The following is a 17352-nucleotide window of genomic DNA, read 5'->3' as shown; positions in this document are numbered from 1 at the left end:
ACTGCTGTGCGCGGTTCGGCCATCACCGGATTCAGAACGCCGCTGTGCCCATCGTCGCCAGCATCAGTGCGAACAGCAACCATCCGGCGCCCTGCCAGATCGTCCAGGTGCCACCGCGCTTCCATACCCGGTAGCCGATGATGAAGGCACCGATACCGCCCAGGAGCAGGATCGCGGTGGAACCCGCACCCCAGAGCAGGCTGGACGGATCGATCAACAGGTCGGCAACGAGCCAGATGGCAGCCAGGGCGATCACCACGACGACGTATTTGGCAGCGGACCGGAATGCACGTGGGTCGTTCCAGCGCTTCTCGACGTCATTGGTCACGGAGGCCTCCCTTTCTGTGAACTGTTGCCGGGGTGATACCCCGAATGAGCCGATTTCATGCACGCGTTTCAGCTCGCCGGGCGGATCGGGCGACTGCGCGCTACTTTGCACAGGCAACTACACCTCACGAAGCCAGGAGCCATCAGTGTCAGAGCAGATCGTCGACAAGAACGCCGCCGGACTCGATGTCCGGCAGTACCACATCGGGGTGGCCCCGGGTGAGGTCGGAACAGTGGCGTTGTTGCCGGGCGATCCGTTCCGGGTGCCCTTTGTCGCCGAGTTCCTGAGCGATGTGCGGGACGTCGCCCACAATCGCGAACACCGGACGATGACGGGTTACTACAAGGGCAAACTCATCACCGCGACCTCGACGGGGATGGGTTGCCCGTCGACGGCCATCGCGGTGGAGGAGTTGGCCCGGGTTGGTGTCACTTCGCTTATCCGCGTTGGGAGTTCGGCCGGTCTGCAGCCAGGGATCGCCCCAGGTGACCTCCTGGTCAGCGAGGGTTCGCTGCGCAATGACGGAACCACCGCGGCATACGTCCATCCGGGTTTCCCTGCGGTGCCGGATATTTCGATCGCGGCAGAACTGCGTCGCGTCGCCGAGGCCATGGCGGCGGAGCGTGGCGGCTTTCGCGTGTACTCGGGCATCAATGCGACCGACGACGCGTTCTACGCGGAAGGCCCGGAGTGGATTTCCCAGTTGTCCCAGATGGGAATCCTGAACGTGGAGATGGAGAGTTCGGCGCTGTACGTCGTTGCGAAACTGCGCGGACTGCGGGCCGGCATGGTGTGTGCCTGCTCGAGTAATCTCGTCGACGGTGTCAGCGTCTACGGCGACCAGAAGGCCGCACTCAAGGACGGCTGGATGCGCAGTATCGAGGTTGCACTCGATACTGCTGTTGCACTTGACCTTTGAGCAGGTATTCGGGGTCGGTCAGGCTTCCGGCCGGGTCGGGTACATGGCCATCAGGTCGCGGGCTGCCTGCTTGTCGCCGTTCATGGCATCGACCAGGTCGTCGATCGAGTTGAAGTTCTCCATCCGACGCACCAGCGTTGTCAGCTCCGCGACCGCATGGGCGCCGTACAGGTCTTCTTCGAAATCCATGACGTACGCCTCCACCGTGCGGGTGCGACCGTCGAATGTCGGGTTGTTGCCCACCGAGATCAGCGCAGGCAGCCAGGTGCCCGGGTGAAGACGACCGCGCGGCGGTTCGCCCTCGGCCAGGCTGAACCAGCCGAAGTAGACACCGTCCTCGGGGATCCGACTCTCGTCTTCGGCGCGGATGTTCGCGGTCGGGAAGCCCATGGGCGCTCCGCGTCCTTCGCCACGCACGATCACGCCCGCGGCGTAGCCGAGCGGTTCGTCGGAGTTGCTGGTCACTGCACTATCCCTTCGTGGGGTCACAATCGGCGGGTGCGGACACCGCATCGAGCGGCGACCGAATGCTGCCTTCGAGCGTAGACCGGTCCGGTTGCGCACCTGCGATCTGGCCGTCGCGATGTGGGGGGTTTCATCGTCCGGGCGACGACGAAAAACTCTCGGCGACTCAAACCCGTGGCAGGGCCGCGCTGGTGACGTAGCCTCACCCACGGTCGCAGAAATGCCGGTCTGCGGCCGATGAGCACGCCGCCACCATGGAGTCTGGAGCTGACCGCCTTGTCTGAAGCTGGATCGTTGAAGGTCTCGGTTGTTGTCGGGAACCCCAAGCCGCATTCGCGGACCAGGACGGTCGCCGAGGCACTCGCGCCGGCGCTCCTTGAGCCGGGATCGTACGAGGTGGAGGTCATCGAACTCGCCGACCTGGCAGATGAACTGTTCCAGTGGGGCTCGGAAAAGGTCACCGCAGCAAAGACTTCGGTCGCGGCCAGCGACCTGGTCATTTTTGCCACACCCACCTACAAGGCCTCCTACACCGGATTGCTGAAGGCATTTCTCGATCAATACGGCACGGACGGCCTCAAAGGCGTGGTCGCGATACCCGTGTTCACCGGCGGCGACCTGACACATTCGCTGGCACCCCAGACGACACTGGCGCCTCTGCTCCTGGAGTTGGGCGCCGCGATACCGGGCCGCGGTCTGTACTTCGTCATCGACAACCTGCCCGAGCTCGACAGCTTCATCGCGCAGGCAGCTGCCGACTATTCCGCCGTGTTCACCGCACTGTCGTCGGTGGCGGGTTCGGTCCGTCCGGCCCTGAAAACCGCTCCATAGCGGGGCGCCGAGGGCAATGCACCCTCGGCAGGTCGTCAGCGGGACGAAGTCGGGGTCGCCTCGGTTGCGCTGCCTACTTCGCTCTCAGGTGGGACGATCGACGATGTGTCCGGACTCGAAGAGGCCCACGGGGCCACAGCGGCCAAGAAGTTGCCGCCCCATGTTGTGGTGCTGTTCGGTGCCACCGGCGACCTGGCCCGCCGAAAGCTGTTGCCCGGCCTCTTTCATCTGTTCATGTCGAAACTGGCACCGCCGATGCGGATCGTCGGAACCTCGCTCGACGACCTCGACACCGAGGAGTTCCGCGCGGTTGCGGTCAAGGCCTGCAGCGAGTTCTCCAGCCGGGTCTTCACACCCGAGGCGGCGGCGGAGTTCGCCGAGACCCTGAGCTATGTGCCGCAGGGTGCCGGCGCTGAAGCACTCGCCGCACAGGTGCGCCAGGAGCTGGCGGTGCTCGGTACCGACGCCCACATGCTGCACTACCTGAGCGTGCCGCCGAAGGCCGCGATGGCCGTACTCGAGATGTTGCACGAAGCCGAACTGGTGGAGAAATCCCGTGTGATCATGGAGAAGCCGTTCGGCACCGACCATGACAGCGCGGTCGCGTTGAATGCCTCGATCCACCAGTGGTTCGCCGAAGACCAGATCTTCCGTATCGATCACTTCCTCGGCAAGGAAGCGGCCCAGAACATTCTGGCCTTCCGGTTCGCCAACGGATTGTTCGAACCGATCTGGAACCGGAACTTCATCAATTACGTCCAGATCGATGTGCCCGAGAAGCTGGCGCTCGAAGGCCGGTCACACTTCTACGAATCGACCGGCGCGTTCCGGGACATGGTCGTCACCCATCTGTTCCAGATCCTGGCGTTCGTGGCGATGGAACCACCGACCGCGTTGGCGCCCGGCCCGATCGGCGAGGAGAAGAACAAGGTCTTCCGGTCGATGGTGGCGCTTGATCCCCGAAACGTGGTGCGAGGCCAGTACACCGGTTATCGCGACGAACCCGGTGTCACCGCCGAGTCGCAGACCGAGACCTTCGTGGCACTCAAGGCGGAAATCGACAATTGGCGGTGGGCCGGGGTCCCGTTCTATCTCCGGACCGGGAAGGGGCTGGCCGATGGGCAGCGCATCATCTCGATCGCGTTCCATGAACCGCCGAAGAGTATGTTCCCGGACGGATCCGGTGTGGGACAACAGGGTCCGGATCATCTGACGTTCGACCTCGCCGACGAGTTCAAGGTGTCGCTCTCGTTCTACGGCAAGAAGCCGGGTCCGGGCATGAAGCTCGACAAGCTGAGCCTGCAGTTCGCCATGCAGGAAACCGAGCAGTCCGGGCTGGTGTTGGAGGCCTACGAACGTCTCATCCTCGATGCGATGAAAAACGACCACACGCTGTTCACCACGGCCGAAGGCATTGAACGCCTGTGGGATGTCTCGGCGCCGCTGCTGGCCGAGCCGCCGCCGGTACGCAGTTACAGTCAGGGTTCCTGGGGCCCCAACGCGATTCATCAGCTCATCGCGCCGCACGCCTGGCGGCTGCCGTTCGAACGGATCTGGCGCCACAAGAAGCAGGACTGACCTCACTCGTCCTCGGCCGCATATTCTTTCATCAGCGCCCGCTCTTCGGTGAGGTTCGGGTACCAGATCCGGACGACCACGGCGCCGATGAACACAACGATGATCGCCGAGGCGTAGGCCAGAAAGTCGCCGCGCACGAACGCCTCTCGTGCCGCGGACAGGATCTCGGTGGCGTTGTCGGGATAGCGTTCGGCGAGATCGGCGGCACTGGAGAACGATTTGGTCAGCGCCGCCTGGGTCTGGTCGGTGATGGTGTCGGCGTCCGGTGATCCGGAGATCTGCTTCGACAGGTCGTGGGCGTAACCGGCGGTGAGGAGGGCGCCGAGGATCGACTGCATGATCGCGCCGCCGAGGTCACGTTGCAGGTCGGACATGCTCGAGGCCATCCCCGCCCGCGACAACGGCACCGACCCGGTCAGCGACCTCGACGCCGGTGTACCTGCGATACCCACTCCCACACCGATGCAGATGTAGACCAGCGCGACCTGCCAGTAATGGGCGTGCTCGCTCCACATCGTCATGGCGAAGACCATGCCGAGGCCGATGGACGCGAAACCGACGAGCAGTGTCGTGCGGGATCCGAGGTTCTCGACCATCCGCGCCGACAGCGGGGCGACGATCACCATGGAGGCCGCGGCCGGGAGGACCGAGGCGCCGGCCGCGAGTGTCGAGTACTCCAGGACGTTCTGCAGGTACTGCTGGCCGATGTACATCGCGCCCATCAGGGTGCCGAACACGACGATGCCGCCGAATGCGGCGACCCAGAAGGTTGGCCTGGCGGCGATCGTGAGGTCGAACAGTGGTGTGGCGGCGCGGTGTTGCCGGACGAAGAATGCGATCGCGGCGGCAAGCGCGATGGCCGCCAGGATCGCTGTGATCGTCCCGGCACCGGCCATCGGCAGGAAGTTCAACGACAACACCATCGCACCGATGAAGGCGATGGACAGGACGCCGCCGAGATTGTCGACCGGATCGGTGGAGTCGCCGCTGTCACCGGGTATCAGTCTGAGTGCGGCGATGAGTGCGACGACGGCCAGCGGCAGGGTCACGAGGAATACCGAATGCCAGCTGAACACCTCGAGCAGGCCGCCGGACAGGACCGGGCCCAGAGCGGTGATCGCACCACCGAGCGCCGACCAGGCCGCGATGGCCTTGGTGCGGCTCGCGCCCTGCCACAATGCCGTGATGATGGCCAGTGTTGTCGGATAGGCGAGTCCGGCCGCGACGCCCCCGAGGAGACGGCCGGCGAACAAGATCTCGACATTCGGGGCAAACCCGGCAATGAGCGACGCCGGAATCGACAGCGCCAGCCCGATGACGAGCATCCGTTTGCGGCCATGCCGGTCGCCGAGGGCTCCGAAGTACAGGACCGAGGCGGCCAGACCGAGGGAATAGCCCACGGCGACGAGGTTCAATCCGACAGAACCGGCATCGAAGTCCTTGCCGATGTCGGGCAGCGCGACGTTGGCCACCGCCAGATTGATGTTGGCAACGCCGGCGACCAGGATCAGTGTTGCCAGGACGATTTTCGCGCGAGGAGGTGCCTTGTCGGTGACCGATGCAGTCACGGGTTCTCCTCCGGCGGATGTGCAGTATCCGTACTGAAACGCCAAGCCGTGCAAGAGTATCGCGAATCGTTCGCCCATCCGGGGCTAATCGATGTCAGCGCAGGGTGTTCGCAACGATTTTCGCGAGCTCGAGCGGTGCATCACTCTGGACCGAATGTCCGGCGCCGTCGACGGTGAAGACCTCCAGGCCGGGCCGGTACCGACGCAACGTGTCGACGTCGTCGTCGGCGACGAACGGGGAGAGGGCGCCCCGGATCAGGGTGATCGGAGTCTCGCTGTCGGACAGGTCTTTCCACAGCGGCTCGGGCTCGATGGACTTGCGGAACCGGTCATACCGCCATCGCCAGCGGCCGTCGTCGATCTGGCGGGTGTTGTGGATGACGCCTCGCCGGATCGACGATCGGGGACGGTTCGGGGCGGCGGCAGCGGTGAGCTCGATCAGCTCGTCGAGATCGTCGAAGGTGTCCGGTCCGCCGACCAGCGCAACGGTGCCGCGTTCCTTGCCACTGAGATTCTCGACCCGTTTGGGTGATTCCGGGCTGACGTCGACGAGGATCGCGCGCTTGATCAACCCCGGGTGGCGGGCGGCCAGCGAGATGGTCGTGAGCCCGCCCAGCGACATCCCGACCACCAACTCGGCGTCCCGGGCGAGGTCCCTGATCACCGGTCCGACAGCCTGCGCATTGAGGTGTGGCCGGTAGTCACCGTCGTCACGCCAGTCCGAATGGCCGTGGCCGGGTAAGTCGATGGCCAGCGCCGGCACCCCGAGCGCCAGCACCACACTGTCCCAGGTGTGGGCGTTCTGGCCACCGCCGTGCAGGAACACCAGCCGTGGTGATTCGGTGCCCCACTGCAGCGCGCTGACGGCCCGCCCGTCGACCACAGTGTCGATCCGGGTGACCGGCGGGATCCGATCCGGTTCCAGGCCAAGCTCTTCGGCGTTCTCGGGCAGCAGGTCGAACTCAGTGGGCATCGGGTTGTCCTCTTCGGTGATCTGGTCTGTGGAGAACACTATCGACCAGACCGCGGCCACAGAGGGTTTCCGGGGACAACTGAGCTCTTTTGCGCAGCCCGATCGAATCCACCGAGCGGGCCCAAATCACCGTCGACCGTGCCCAAAACACCGTCGAGCGTGCCCAACTTGCACAGACACCGAGCGCGTCGTGCATCTTTGGCACGGTCGACGGTAACCAAGGCACGGTCGACGGTCGGTTGGGCACGCTCGACGGTCGGTTCGGCACGGTCGACGGGGGTCAGTCGGTGCGATTGCGCAGTAGGTCGACCCAGTCGGTGGGGAGTCGGTCGGCCGGTCCGGGTGTCGACTGTTCGGCGGGCCGGGAGTGCGGGGGAGCCAACTCCGGTCCGTTGTAGTAGTCGTTGGTGGAGTAGTCCCAGAACCAGTCCTCACCCGGCTCGTATGACTGGATGATCGGGTGCCCACTTGTCGTGGCATGGGCGGACGCATGACGGGAGAGGGAATCGTCGCAGCATCCGATGTGCCCGCACGCCGCGCATCGACGGAGGTGAAACCACCAACCGCCGGTGCGCTCGCAATCGACGCAGCCCGGACCGCTCGGTGGTACCGCAGGATCAATGGAAGGGGTCGTCATGCATCCCATCCAAGACCAGCCTCGTCGACATTGCACGCAGTGCAGCGAAATCTGTTGTTGCCGAGCAGATCTGATCAAGCCTTGCTGGGCGCGTCCTCGCGTCGGGTGAGCAGTTCGAGTTCGAGTTGGGTACGTGCGGAGGTCGGCCGGCCGGCGGCATCAAAAGGCGCATGCGGCGAGGTGTGGTTCTGATACACCGCAATGATCCCGGCCACCACGGCCGGTCCGATAATCACCAAAAATTCCATGGCAGTAACTATCCGTTCAATAACTTTCTGCCAACAGTGGCGGAATTGCCAGCCTTGGCAAAGTTTCTGCCAAGGCTTGTGATGGCGAAGGTTGTGCAGGTCAGGACAGTGTTGCTGCCATCAGAGCGCCACGGCAACTGATTTATTGCGGTCTGCTCCCACGCATCAACTCGAGCTCGCCGAGGTAGGCCGCTGTCGCGATGAGTGGACGTGCCTCGTCGATGCCCAGACTGTTTTTCTCGCTGTCGGCGCGAAGCGCGGCCACCATTGCAGCCGCGATTCGGTTCGGATGGTCCGTGGGTTGCGTGCCAGCCGGCTCACTGTCAGTGGTGTCGACGGTGAGCCGGGCGGCCTGGATGTCGATGACCGTGCAGAGGTTCGGCGCGGTTGCGTTCGGGTGTGGGGTCGGGGTGAGGTCGGCAATCGAATCGGCGACGATGCGCAGCCGGATGGATCGTCCCAGTGCGCCCACCATCGGTGTGCGGCGTTCTGCGGCTGCGCCTGCTTCTGAAAGATATTGCCGCGCTGCATCATCAGAAGCGCGATAGGCCACCTGGCTTTCCATGCGCAGCTCGGTCACAGCGGTTTCGGTGACGCTGGTCGAGCCGGTGGTCATCCTGGTCGTGGCAGCTCTGAGGTAGCGGGCGTGGACGGCCATGGAGTAGTTGATGGTGGCGCGGGCCGCCTCCGCGACGCCACGCGGCCACATCACGATCCCGGCGACGACGGCTACGGCGCAGCCGATTGCGACGTCTTCGACCCTGACCAGTCCGATCTTCCAGCCGCTGGGACCGAGCACGTTGAAGAGGGTCAGGATGAACACCGTGAATGCTGCCTGTCCGGCGGCGAAAGAGATCACCTTGGGGATGTACGCGGCGCCGAACACCGCGATCGGCAACACCGCCCATAGGGCGATCTCATTGGTGCCGATGGCGATGATGATGAGTGCTCCGACAAGAAATCCGACCGCGGTGCCGACCACCGACCGAAGCACATTCGAACCCGTTGCCAGGGCGCTGGTGCGCAGTACCGACAGCGCACCGAGAACGACCCAGAATCCATGCTGTACGGGCAGTATCTGCACGAGGGCAACGGCGGCGGCGAGACCGACACCGGTGCGCAACGCATTTCGTGCGATCACCGAGTTCTCGATCAAGGTCGCGGACACCGAGACCCGGGTCGCCTCATACTCGGAGAGCACCGAATCCGCTGCCCCGGTGGGTGGTAGCTCTCGTCCGAGAATCTTCTGCAGCATCGGTCGCGCGTCGGCTGCCGACGCCCACGCCACGGTACGGCCGATCAGTGCGATGGTGCTGCAGCTGGTGTGGATTTCGAGCAGTCTCAGGCCGTCCGCCTCGGCGTCGGCGTCACTGGGATCGATGCGGATGAGGTCCAGGTTCGGGCCGAAACTGTTGTGTATCAACGACCGCAGGTGCTCGGCGGCGTTGTCGAGTGCATTGCGATCGACCGATCTGACCTCTCGGGCGTCGGCCGCGAGTATGTCGGCCGCGCGCTGCAGTACTGTCACCGACGGTCCACGCAGGTCATCGGGCAGCTGCACATTGCGCCGGGCCACCTGGGTCGTCAGCCATTCGAGGTCGTCCACCACCCTGATGATGGCCCGGCTTCCTGCGGATAGGCCGGCAGGCCGCGCGTTGGAGCTCAGGTACGTGTGCCGCAGCCGGTCCATCAGTGCGATGACGTCGACGGTGGCCGGCTTCGTTGCGGTGGTGTCGGAACTCGGCGTCATGTACTCCGCCAAACCACTGCACACGGCTTGCGCACGGGTGCGCAGTTCGTTGTGGTGGCGCGGCGGTAGCAGGAACAGGGCAGCCGGAACGCTCAATGCGAGGGCAATGGTCCAGCCCAGCAACCGATCTCCCAGCGGCCCCTCGGGGGACGCCACCGGAACGACATAGAGCAGCAGTGCCGATCGCTGCCCGGCCGAGAAACTGGAGCCGAGGATCGCGGCGAATGACACGATCACGCCCACCACCAGCATCGACACGGTGGCCAGCCATCCCGGCTGACCGAGCACCGTGGCCAAACTGATGAAGGCATAGCCCACCACGGCCAGCCCGCAGTAGCTCGCGGCCCGTCGGCTTCGATTGCCCGGGAAGTCGGCGAGGATGAGGAGCGCAACCGAACCGAAGATCGCGAACAGAGGTGTCTGCGGGCCCCCGTGGTGTACGGCGAACGCCGCAGCTATCGGAACAACCAGTGCCGGTCGGATCGCGCGTCGTAACGCGTCGAAATCAGGATCACGCTTACCGACGGCAGCAACGAACCTCTCGCGGAGCCGGCGGACGGGCATGCCCATTTTCGCATCCTAGCCGGGTGTCCGAGCGGCCGAGGGAAACTGATCACAGCCGATGTCCCGCGAACGGCCCCGCCGTGGCGCTCGATCAGTACCGTTGGCAGTGCGAGGGATTGACGCCCATTGAACGAGTTTCACCCACCGATCAATCGAGGACCGCGAATGAGTGAGAATGTCTATCGAGTCACGGAGATCGTCGGAACATCGATGACGAGTTCCGACGACGCCATCAAGAAGGCGATCGCGAGGGCGAACAAATCGCTGCGTAATGTCGACTGGTTCGAGGTGATCGAGACCCGTGGTCACGTGGAAAACGGTGAAATCGCCCATTTTCAAGTGACTTTGAAAGTCGGGTTCAAGATCGAGGACTGAAAAACCCGGTCGAGCATGCGGAAGTCGGCGTCAGTGTCCGGCGCCGAGATTTCCGGAAAGACGTTCGAGGCGCTCGAGACTCGATCCGGTGAGCCCGACGATGGTGGCTTGCTTCCCGCGGTCGCGATACTTCCGCAAGATGGCGTCGAGGGCGGCAACCGTCGAGGCGTCCCAGACGTCGGCCGCGGTGAGATCGATGACGACGGTGTCGGGGTCGCCGGCGTAGTCGAACCGGTACACGAGATCGTTGCTGGAAGCGAAGAACAGCTGGCCGGTGATGCGATACCGCCGGACCTCCACACCGTCGTCGGTGGTCTCCGTGGTCGCCTCGACCCCGGTCAGATGCGCCACCCGGCGGGCGAACAGAACCATCGCCGTCAGCACTCCCAGGACCACACCGATTGCCAGGTTGCTGGTGGCGACGGTGGCCACGACAGTCACCAGCATCACGAGGGTTTCTCCGAACGGCATCAACCGCAGTGTGCGGGGGCGAATGCTGTGCCAGTCGAACGTGCCGACGGACACCATGATCATCACCGCCACCAGCGCGGCCATCGGGATGACGCCCACGATGTCGCCGAGCACGACGACGAGGATCAACAGGAAGACACCGGCCAGGAACGTCGACAACCGGGTGCGGGCCCCCGACTGTTTGACGTTGATCATCGTCTGGCCGATCATCGCGCAACCGCCCATGCCACCGAAGAATCCGGTGACGATGTTCGCCACGCCCTGACCCCAGCTCTCGCGGGTCTTGTCCGAGTGGGTGTCGGTGATGTCATCGACGAGTTTGGCGGTCATCAACGACTCCATCAACCCGACCAGGGCCATGCCCAGCGCGTATGGCGCGATGACCGACAACGTATGCCACGTCCACGGAACGTCGGGGAGCAGGAGCGACGGCAGGGAGTCAGGCAGGGCACCTTCATCTTCGACTGTCGGGACGTCCCAACCGGTTGACGTCACGAGCACCGTCAGAAGGACGATGGCGACGAGGGGGGACGGGATCACCGAGGTCAGGCGCGGTAGGAAGACGATGATCGCCAAACCCACGGCAACCAGCGGGTACACCAGCGGGGGGATGTCGTCGCCGAACAACTGCGGAAGCTGCGCGCTGAAGATCAGGATGGCCAGCGCGTTCACGAAACCGGTCATCACACTGCGCGGGATGAAGCGCATCAACTTGGCGATGCCGATCAGGCTCAGCACGATCTGCAGCAGACCGGCGAGGATGACGGTGGCCAGGAGGTAGTTGAGGCCGTACTCGTCGACGACCGGTGCCACGACCAGCGCCACCGCACCGGTGGCGGCCGAGATCATCGCGGGCCGGCCACCGACCACCGCGATGGTGACGGCCATCGTGAACGAGGCGAACAACCCGACCCGTGGGTCGACGCCGGCGATGATCGAGAAGGAGATCGCCTCGGGTATCAACGCCAGGGCGACCACCAGACCGGCCAGGATCTCTTTGCGCAGCTGCACCGGGGAGCGGAGCAGTGAGCGGACCGTTGCCGGTGGCGTCTGCGAATGGGCTGTCTTCACTGCGCTGGGCACGGGAGTTCACTTTCTGGTCTTCATCGCCTGGTCCTACGGCGCTGGGTCACACGGCGCGACTCCGCGATTGTCACCCGAGGTCAGCGCCTTCGGGACTGTAGGAACGTACCGAGCCGGCCGGTGCGCTGCCAACTCAGAGCGCCCGTGACCTGAGGCACGTCACATCGCCAGATGGGTGATCCGGCCCGCGGTGATCGTTGCCGCGATGCCGAGATCCCGCAGTATCTGCGCCGCCTGCGCGGTGGTGGTGGCCGGTTGCAGCGGGTCCTCGTCGAGCAGCACGACGTCACCCCGGCTGCCCGTGGTGATGGTGGACTGACCGTCGGTGCTGGCCGCCAGCGCTTCTGCGGGTGTGAGTGATTCGGAAGGATTCCAGGGGTCCTGGCCTTCGAGACCGCGATGTACCGCCGCCGCCATGGCCAGCCGCGGATCGAGGACCGAGACCGGGGCGTCGGATCCCAGGACGAGGGCGACACCACCGTCGAGCATCGACCGCAGGGCAAAACAGCGATCAGCGCGGTCGGGCCAGCAGCGGAGGGCGACGTCGCGGTCGTCGAGGAGGTGCGCGGGTTGCACGCTCGCCCGGACTCCCAGTGCCTTCATCCGGGGGATGTCGCTGAAGCGGATCAACTGCGCGTGCTCGATACCACCGCGAGCGCCGGTGGCCTCGAAAGCGCTCAGCGCCTGGTCCACCGCGGCGTCGCCGATGGCGTGCAGGGCAATGCGGAGTCCGCCGGCAGTGCCTCGGGCCAACAGCTCGGTCAATTCGGCGCTGTCGTAAAACTGTTGTCCGCGCGGATGTTCGAGCTCATCAGCATCGGCGTAGGGCTGGCAACAGTGCGCGGTCCGGGTGTTGAGGGAACCGTCGGAGAAGATCTTCAACGGACCCATGGTCAGCAGGTCCGAACCCTCCATCAACCGATCTCCGGTCCGAAATCCGGCGGCGAGGACCTCGTCGAGGGTGGTGGCGTACGTGACGGGCTGCACCCGCACCCGATCGGTCCCGGCCGCGAAACGTTGCGGCCATTCGCGATGCCCGGCCGTCATCTCGAAGTCGACGATGCCCACCACGCCGCGACCGGCAGCTTCATCGACCGCCGCACGGACAAGCGATTCGACGTCGTTCGAGGCCGCCGACAACTGCGCGAGCGCGGGTTGCAGGTCGAACCACTCGGCCTCGCACAGCTGGGTGTCACGCGGTGGAATTCCCAGCAGTGCAAGCGCTTTGCTGTTGAGCCAGCCGGCGTGAACGTCGCCGCTGGACAGGATCACCGGGTGGTGTCCGCTCACGGCGTCGAGCTCGGCGACGGTGGGCTGGGTGGGCCACAGCGCCGTCCGGAAACCGTAACCGAGGAGTGCACGGCCCTGCCACGGTCCGGGTAGTGCTTCGACGTGGTCGGCGATGATCCGGGTGACGTCGGCCGCGCAGGTGGCGGCGGAGACGTCGATCCTCGCTCGGGTCTGCGCCCACATCGACATGTGTACGTGCTGATCCCACAGCCCCGGAATCGCCCACCGGCCATCGGCGTCGACAACGACGTCGTCGCGCCCGGGGCGCAATCCGGGTGCGACCTCGGTGACCACGCCGTCGGTGATCCTGATGTCAACGGGCGAGTCGGTCGCCACGGGCGTGCGCACCGGCACCAGTCGTGCGCGCCGGATGAAAGTCGAAGAGGCCACGAGAGATCACTTTCCAGTAGGAGCATCCGCGGCGCAATGTGGGCTCGGACTCCGTGGTGTCATTCCGCGGCTGCCGCGTACCGGCGTGCCAGCCCCGCACAGGCGTCCGCGAGTTCCGGTGGACCGACAACCCGGAAATCGGCGTCGAATCGGCCGATCCCGGCAGCCAGCGCGGTCCACGACCACGAGCCGATCTGCAGGCGGCAACGATCCGGGCCGAGATCCTCGACGGTCCCGTCCTCGACGAAGGGCGACACCGCGGTCGCCGGGGCGTCGAGGAGTATCTCGCCTTGGCAGGGCCAGGAATTCGCGGTGCCTGATCCCTTGAAGCGGGCCGCGACAAACGCACCCACATCACCCCCGGGTATATCCCGTGGCCGGAAGCGTGGGCCGGTCGGAACGCGGGGTGTCATCCGGTCGATGCGGAACGTCCGCCAGGTGTCGCGGTCGAGATCCCACGCGACCACATACCACCGCCCGTCGTGGCTGACGAGGTGATGGGGCTCGGCCCTTCGTGGTGGCACGAGGTCGCCGCCCGGTTTCTGATCGCTCTGGTAGTCGAACCGCAGGACCTCCCCGGCGCTCACGGCGGCACCGACCGCCAGGAGGGTGTCCGTATCCAGCGGAACGGCCGGCCCGCCGGCCGTTCGGGGGACCGCGGTGACCTCGAGGGTGTCGATGCGCCCCCGTAGACGGGCCGGCATGACCTGGCGGACGGTGGCCAGGGCCCGCGCTGTCCCTTCTTCCATGCCCGGCGAGGTGGCGGACTGCAGCGTGAGTGCGATGGCGACGGCCTGTTCGTCGTCGAACAGCAACGGCGGGAGTTCGGATCCGGCGCCCAGTCGGTAGCCGCCGGCGGGGCCTTTGATCGCGTCGATGCGGTAGCCCATCTCCCGCAGACTCTCGATATCACGGCGCATCGTCCGGTTGCTGACCCGTAACCGCTCGGTGAGCTGCGGCCCCGCCCACACCCGCCGGGTCTGAAGGAGTGACAGCAGCGACAGGAGTCGAGCCGAGGTTTCTGCCATGGGAATCATCCTGCCGGAAGTAGTGGCCGCTATCTGTCCGCTACTGGCGTGAGTCTGGTGATCGTCAATCGCAGAGCGCACCAACCAAGGAGCAACAAATGTCGATCACGGTCACCAACCACCTGAACTTTCGCGGCGACGCCAAGGCGGCCCTGGAGTTCTACCAGGGCGCATTCGGCGGAGAACTCACCGCGATCAGCTACTCGGACGCCCACAACGTGCAGGAACCGGCGGAGGCCGATCAGATCATGTGGGGCCAGGTGCAGGCGGGCAACGGCTTTCATGTGATGGCCTACGACGTGCCGTCCGCCGTGCCCTACGACGCCGGGGTGAACGCGCATTTCGTGTCCGTACGCGGCCGGGATGCCGAGGAGATCACCACCTACTGGAAGGAGCTCTCCGCGGGGGCGAAGACCATCGTCGATCTGGGCCCGGCGGCGTGGGCTCCGCTGTACGGAATGCTCGTGGACAAGTTCGGCGTCACCTGGGTTCTCGACGTGGCGGTCGACCGTCCCGGCCAGTGAAATCTGCGCCGCCAATACTTGGACGTCCTATAAAGTCGGGGCATGATCGCCAACCCCCGTTTCAGTACCGTTGATGGAGTGCTGCGCCGGACCGCAGCGCGGTTCCCCGACCGGACCGCGCTGCGATTCGCCGACCGCGCCTGGACATACGCCGAGCTCGACAACGCGGTGACCAGGGCTGCGGGTCACCTGCGGTCACTCGGCCTGAACTCCGGCGATCGCGTGGCGGCCTACGGCACCAACTCGGACGCCTACGTCATCGCCTTCCTCGCCTGCGCCCGCGGCGGACTGGTTCACGTGCCGGTGAACTACGCGCTCAAAGAAGGTGAGTTGTCGTACCTCATCGGCCAATCGGGCAGCCGCGCGGTCCTGGTGGATCCGGCGCTGCGCGAGAACCTGACGCCCGTCGTCGACGCCCTCGACATTGCGCAGGTCATCACCCTGCGCGACGAGGACGGTTCACTTCTCGAGCACAGCACGGACGGGGATCTGCCGGAGATTGATTGGGAGGTCGCCGACTCCGAACTCGTGCAGCTTCTCTACACGTCAGGCACCACGTCAAAACCCAAGGGCGCGATGATGACCCACGGTGCGATGGTCCACGAATACGTGTCGTCGGTGATCGCACTCGACTTCGATCAGTCCGACAACCCGCTCATCGCGATGCCGCTGTACCACTCGGCGGGCATGCACGTGTTCATGCTCCCGCTGCTGTCGGTCGGGGCGACGATCAGCCTGATGGAGACTCCGGACATCCCGGAGATCCTGCGCCGCATCGAAGCCGAGAAGATCGGATCGCTGTTCCTCGCGCCGACCGTGTGGGTGCCACTGGCCGGGCATCCCGACCTCGACACCCGAGATCTTTCTTCGTTGCGCAAGGCCCAGTACGGGGCCTCGATCATGCCGGTCACCGTGCTGAACCGTCTGCGTGAGCGATACCCGGACATCAAGTTCTACAACTGTTTCGGGCAATCCGAGATCGGACCGCTCGCTGCGGTCCTGGGACCCGACGACCACGCCGACCGGCCCGCTTCCTGCGGCAAGGCCGTGTTCTTCGTGGAGACGCGGGTTGTCGACGCGGACGGCAACGATGTTCCGGACGGCACCGCCGGAGAGGTGCTCTACCGTTCGCCTCAACTGTGCCAAGGTTATTGGGAGAATCCAGAAGCCACCGAAGAGGCGTTCCGCGGCGGCTGGTTCCACTCCGGTGACCTCGTCACCCGGGACGAGCAGGGCTTCCTCACCGTGGTCGACCGCATCAAGGACGTCATCAACACCGGCGGGATCCTGGTGGCCTCACGCGAGGTCGAAGATGCGATCTATACCCATCCCGGCGTCGCCGAGGTCGCGGTGATCGGCACCCCCGACGAGAAGTGGATCGAGGCGATCACCGCCGTGGTGGTGTTGCGCCCCGATGCCGGCGAGGTGGCGCCCGAGGTGTTGATCGCTCATGTGAAGGATCAGATCGCGCCGTTCAAGGTGCCGAAACGTGTTGTCATCGTGGACGAACTCCCGCGTAACCAGAGTGGCAAGCTGCTCAAGCGCGAGTTGCGGGCGGGTCTGTAGGCGGGCGCTCGGTCCAATGTGTTTCATTGCGGCCTCGAAAAGTTCCCGCGATTAGCTGTCGAACCCGCTGTGCACACCAGTACCTGAACCCGATGGCTCGCCGGATCCGCGGAGCACAGGCCAGATCCGGGCTGATGCGCTGGAACGATTGCTGGATTCCTACTTCGATCAGGAAGACCGACCCACCCGGGGCGGGGCGAAACCACCTGTCACGGTGACCGTCTCACCCGAACATCTACAACAATTGCAGCTGCGCGACATCCCGGGTGCCACACCGCCGACCATGGCGCCGAAGTTTGAATGGACCGGGCCCGCATCAGCACCGACCGCGCAGATGGTGGCGTGTGATTCGGTGATCACCAGAATCCTGCTCGACAACAACTCGGTGCCACTCGATGTCGGCCGCGACCAACGCACCGTCACCCCTGCGATCCGTAAAGCGTTGATCGCCCGCGACCAGGGCTGCGCCTTCCCGGTATGCGGCTGCCCGTCGGTGTACACCGATGCCCATCACATCGACTTCTGGCGCAACGGCGGCGGCACCAGCCTGACCAACATGGTGCTGCTCTGCCGGCGACACCACCGCTACATCCACCACCACCGCTGGACGGTGTTCATCGGCCACGACGGGCATCCTGGTTCCTCGCACCCGGCAGCACCACAGAACTACGGTCTCATGCCCGCCGCACCCTGACTTCCGACCTCACCGCCGCATAACGCGAGACACCAACTGCTGGACCGAGCAACACAGGCTGAACCCAGTG

At 65.1% G+C, this 17352-nt stretch carries 17 protein-coding genes; 7 read left to right on the top strand and 10 right to left on the bottom strand.

Annotated elements, in window-relative coordinates:
* Positions 1-31: 31 nt before the first annotated feature.
* Entirely contained in the window at positions 32-328 is a 297-nt protein-coding gene (locus AC51GR_RS08595) for a hypothetical protein (protein ID WP_496324215.1), read from the bottom strand.
* 145 nt (positions 329-473) lie between these two features.
* On the opposite strand from AC51GR_RS08595, the gene AC51GR_RS08590 reads away from it, so the two are divergent.
* Positions 474-1247: a nucleoside phosphorylase gene (locus tag AC51GR_RS08590; RefSeq protein WP_496324214.1), complete on the top strand. Its 774-nt coding sequence runs from the start codon at positions 474-476 to the stop codon at positions 1245-1247.
* An 18-nt stretch (positions 1248-1265) separates the two neighbouring features.
* Here AC51GR_RS08590 and AC51GR_RS08585 read toward each other — a convergent pair whose 3' ends face one another.
* The gene (locus AC51GR_RS08585) at positions 1266-1712 is read right to left on the bottom strand and encodes a riboflavin kinase (RefSeq protein WP_496324213.1); all 447 of its coding nucleotides are present in this window, start codon (positions 1710-1712) and stop codon (positions 1266-1268) included.
* Positions 1713-1988: 276 nt separating this feature from the next.
* Between AC51GR_RS08585 and AC51GR_RS08580 the strand changes: the two genes are divergently transcribed.
* Positions 1989-2543, top strand: a complete 555-nt coding sequence (locus tag AC51GR_RS08580) for an NADPH-dependent FMN reductase (protein ID WP_496324212.1) — start codon at positions 1989-1991, stop codon at positions 2541-2543.
* A 105-nt stretch (positions 2544-2648) separates the two neighbouring features.
* Entirely contained in the window at positions 2649-4121 is a 1473-nt protein-coding gene (zwf, locus tag AC51GR_RS08575) for a glucose-6-phosphate dehydrogenase (protein WP_496324211.1), read from the top strand.
* 2 nt (positions 4122-4123) lie between these two features.
* Here the strand turns inward: zwf and AC51GR_RS08570 are convergent, their stop codons facing one another.
* From AC51GR_RS08570 to AC51GR_RS08550, 5 genes are all read right to left on the bottom strand, one after another.
* Positions 4124-5689 carry an MFS transporter gene (locus AC51GR_RS08570; RefSeq protein WP_496324210.1) on the bottom strand — a complete coding sequence of 522 codons (1566 nt, stop codon included), beginning with the start codon at positions 5687-5689 and terminating at the stop codon, positions 4124-4126.
* 94 nt (positions 5690-5783) lie between these two features.
* Complete coding sequence (locus AC51GR_RS08565) at positions 5784-6662, bottom strand: alpha/beta fold hydrolase (protein WP_496324209.1); 879 nt, start codon at positions 6660-6662, stop codon at positions 5784-5786.
* Positions 6663-6942: 280 nt separating this feature from the next.
* Positions 6943-7299 carry a UBP-type zinc finger domain-containing protein gene (locus AC51GR_RS08560; protein ID WP_496324208.1) on the bottom strand — a complete coding sequence of 119 codons (357 nt, stop codon included), beginning with the start codon at positions 7297-7299 and terminating at the stop codon, positions 6943-6945.
* A gap of 74 nt (positions 7300-7373) precedes the next feature.
* A complete protein-coding gene (locus AC51GR_RS08555; protein ID WP_496324207.1) occupies positions 7374-7535 on the bottom strand; it encodes a hypothetical protein in 162 nt (53 codons plus the stop codon).
* A 154-nt stretch (positions 7536-7689) separates the two neighbouring features.
* On the bottom strand, positions 7690-9867 hold the full coding sequence (locus tag AC51GR_RS08550) for an FUSC family protein (protein ID WP_496324206.1): 2178 nt from the start codon (positions 9865-9867) through the stop codon (positions 7690-7692).
* Positions 9868-10026: 159 nt separating this feature from the next.
* Between AC51GR_RS08550 and AC51GR_RS08545 the strand changes: the two genes are divergently transcribed.
* Positions 10027-10236, top strand: a complete 210-nt coding sequence (locus AC51GR_RS08545) for a dodecin (RefSeq protein WP_496324205.1) — start codon at positions 10027-10029, stop codon at positions 10234-10236.
* 30 nt (positions 10237-10266) lie between these two features.
* On the opposite strand, the gene AC51GR_RS08540 is transcribed toward AC51GR_RS08545, so the two are convergent.
* The 3 genes from AC51GR_RS08540 to AC51GR_RS08530 form a co-directional block, all read right to left on the bottom strand.
* Positions 10267-11790 (bottom strand): SulP family inorganic anion transporter, encoded by a 1524-nt coding sequence (locus AC51GR_RS08540; protein WP_496324204.1) that lies wholly within the window; start codon positions 11788-11790, stop codon positions 10267-10269.
* A 159-nt stretch (positions 11791-11949) separates the two neighbouring features.
* A complete protein-coding gene (locus AC51GR_RS08535; protein ID WP_496324203.1) occupies positions 11950-13470 on the bottom strand; it encodes an amidohydrolase in 1521 nt (506 codons plus the stop codon).
* 59 nt (positions 13471-13529) lie between these two features.
* Complete coding sequence (locus AC51GR_RS08530) at positions 13530-14498, bottom strand: helix-turn-helix transcriptional regulator (protein ID WP_496324202.1); 969 nt, start codon at positions 14496-14498, stop codon at positions 13530-13532.
* A gap of 98 nt (positions 14499-14596) precedes the next feature.
* Here AC51GR_RS08530 and AC51GR_RS08525 point away from each other — a divergent pair, with 98 nt between their 5' ends.
* From AC51GR_RS08525 to AC51GR_RS08515, 3 genes are read left to right on the top strand one after another with little or no spacing between them, the layout of a single operon-like run.
* Entirely contained in the window at positions 14597-15022 is a 426-nt protein-coding gene (locus tag AC51GR_RS08525; protein ID WP_496324201.1) for a VOC family protein, read from the top strand.
* Positions 15023-15064: 42 nt separating this feature from the next.
* Positions 15065-16588, top strand: a complete 1524-nt coding sequence (locus AC51GR_RS08520) for an acyl-CoA synthetase (RefSeq protein ID WP_496324200.1) — start codon at positions 15065-15067, stop codon at positions 16586-16588.
* Between the two features lie 55 nt (positions 16589-16643).
* Positions 16644-17282: an HNH endonuclease signature motif containing protein gene (locus tag AC51GR_RS08515; RefSeq protein ID WP_496324614.1), complete on the top strand. Its 639-nt coding sequence runs from the start codon at positions 16644-16646 to the stop codon at positions 17280-17282.
* Positions 17283-17352 lie beyond the last annotated feature (70 nt).

Source organism: Williamsia sp. z71 (assembly GCF_059553375.1).
This window is presented reverse-complemented; position numbering and strand designations above follow the sequence as displayed.

What these genes read in the sequence shown, in the direction of transcription:
- AC51GR_RS08565 (WP_496324209.1), bottom strand. Translation starts at nt 6,662, where the DNA reads ATGCCCACTGAGTTCGACCTGCTGCCCGAGAACGCCGAAGAGCTTGGC.
- AC51GR_RS08560 (WP_496324208.1), bottom strand. Translation starts at nt 7,299, where the DNA reads ATGACGACCCCTTCCATTGATCCTGCGGTACCACCGAGCGGTCCGGGC.
- AC51GR_RS08550 (WP_496324206.1), bottom strand. Translation starts at nt 9,867, where the DNA reads ATGGGCATGCCCGTCCGCCGGCTCCGCGAGAGGTTCGTTGCTGCCGTC.
- AC51GR_RS08545 (WP_496324205.1), top strand. Translation starts at nt 10,027, where the DNA reads ATGAGTGAGAATGTCTATCGAGTCACGGAGATCGTCGGAACATCGATG.
- AC51GR_RS08530 (WP_496324202.1), bottom strand. Translation starts at nt 14,498, where the DNA reads ATGGCAGAAACCTCGGCTCGACTCCTGTCGCTGCTGTCACTCCTTCAG.
- AC51GR_RS08525 (WP_496324201.1), top strand. Translation starts at nt 14,597, where the DNA reads ATGTCGATCACGGTCACCAACCACCTGAACTTTCGCGGCGACGCCAAG.
- AC51GR_RS08520 (WP_496324200.1), top strand. Translation starts at nt 15,065, where the DNA reads ATGATCGCCAACCCCCGTTTCAGTACCGTTGATGGAGTGCTGCGCCGG.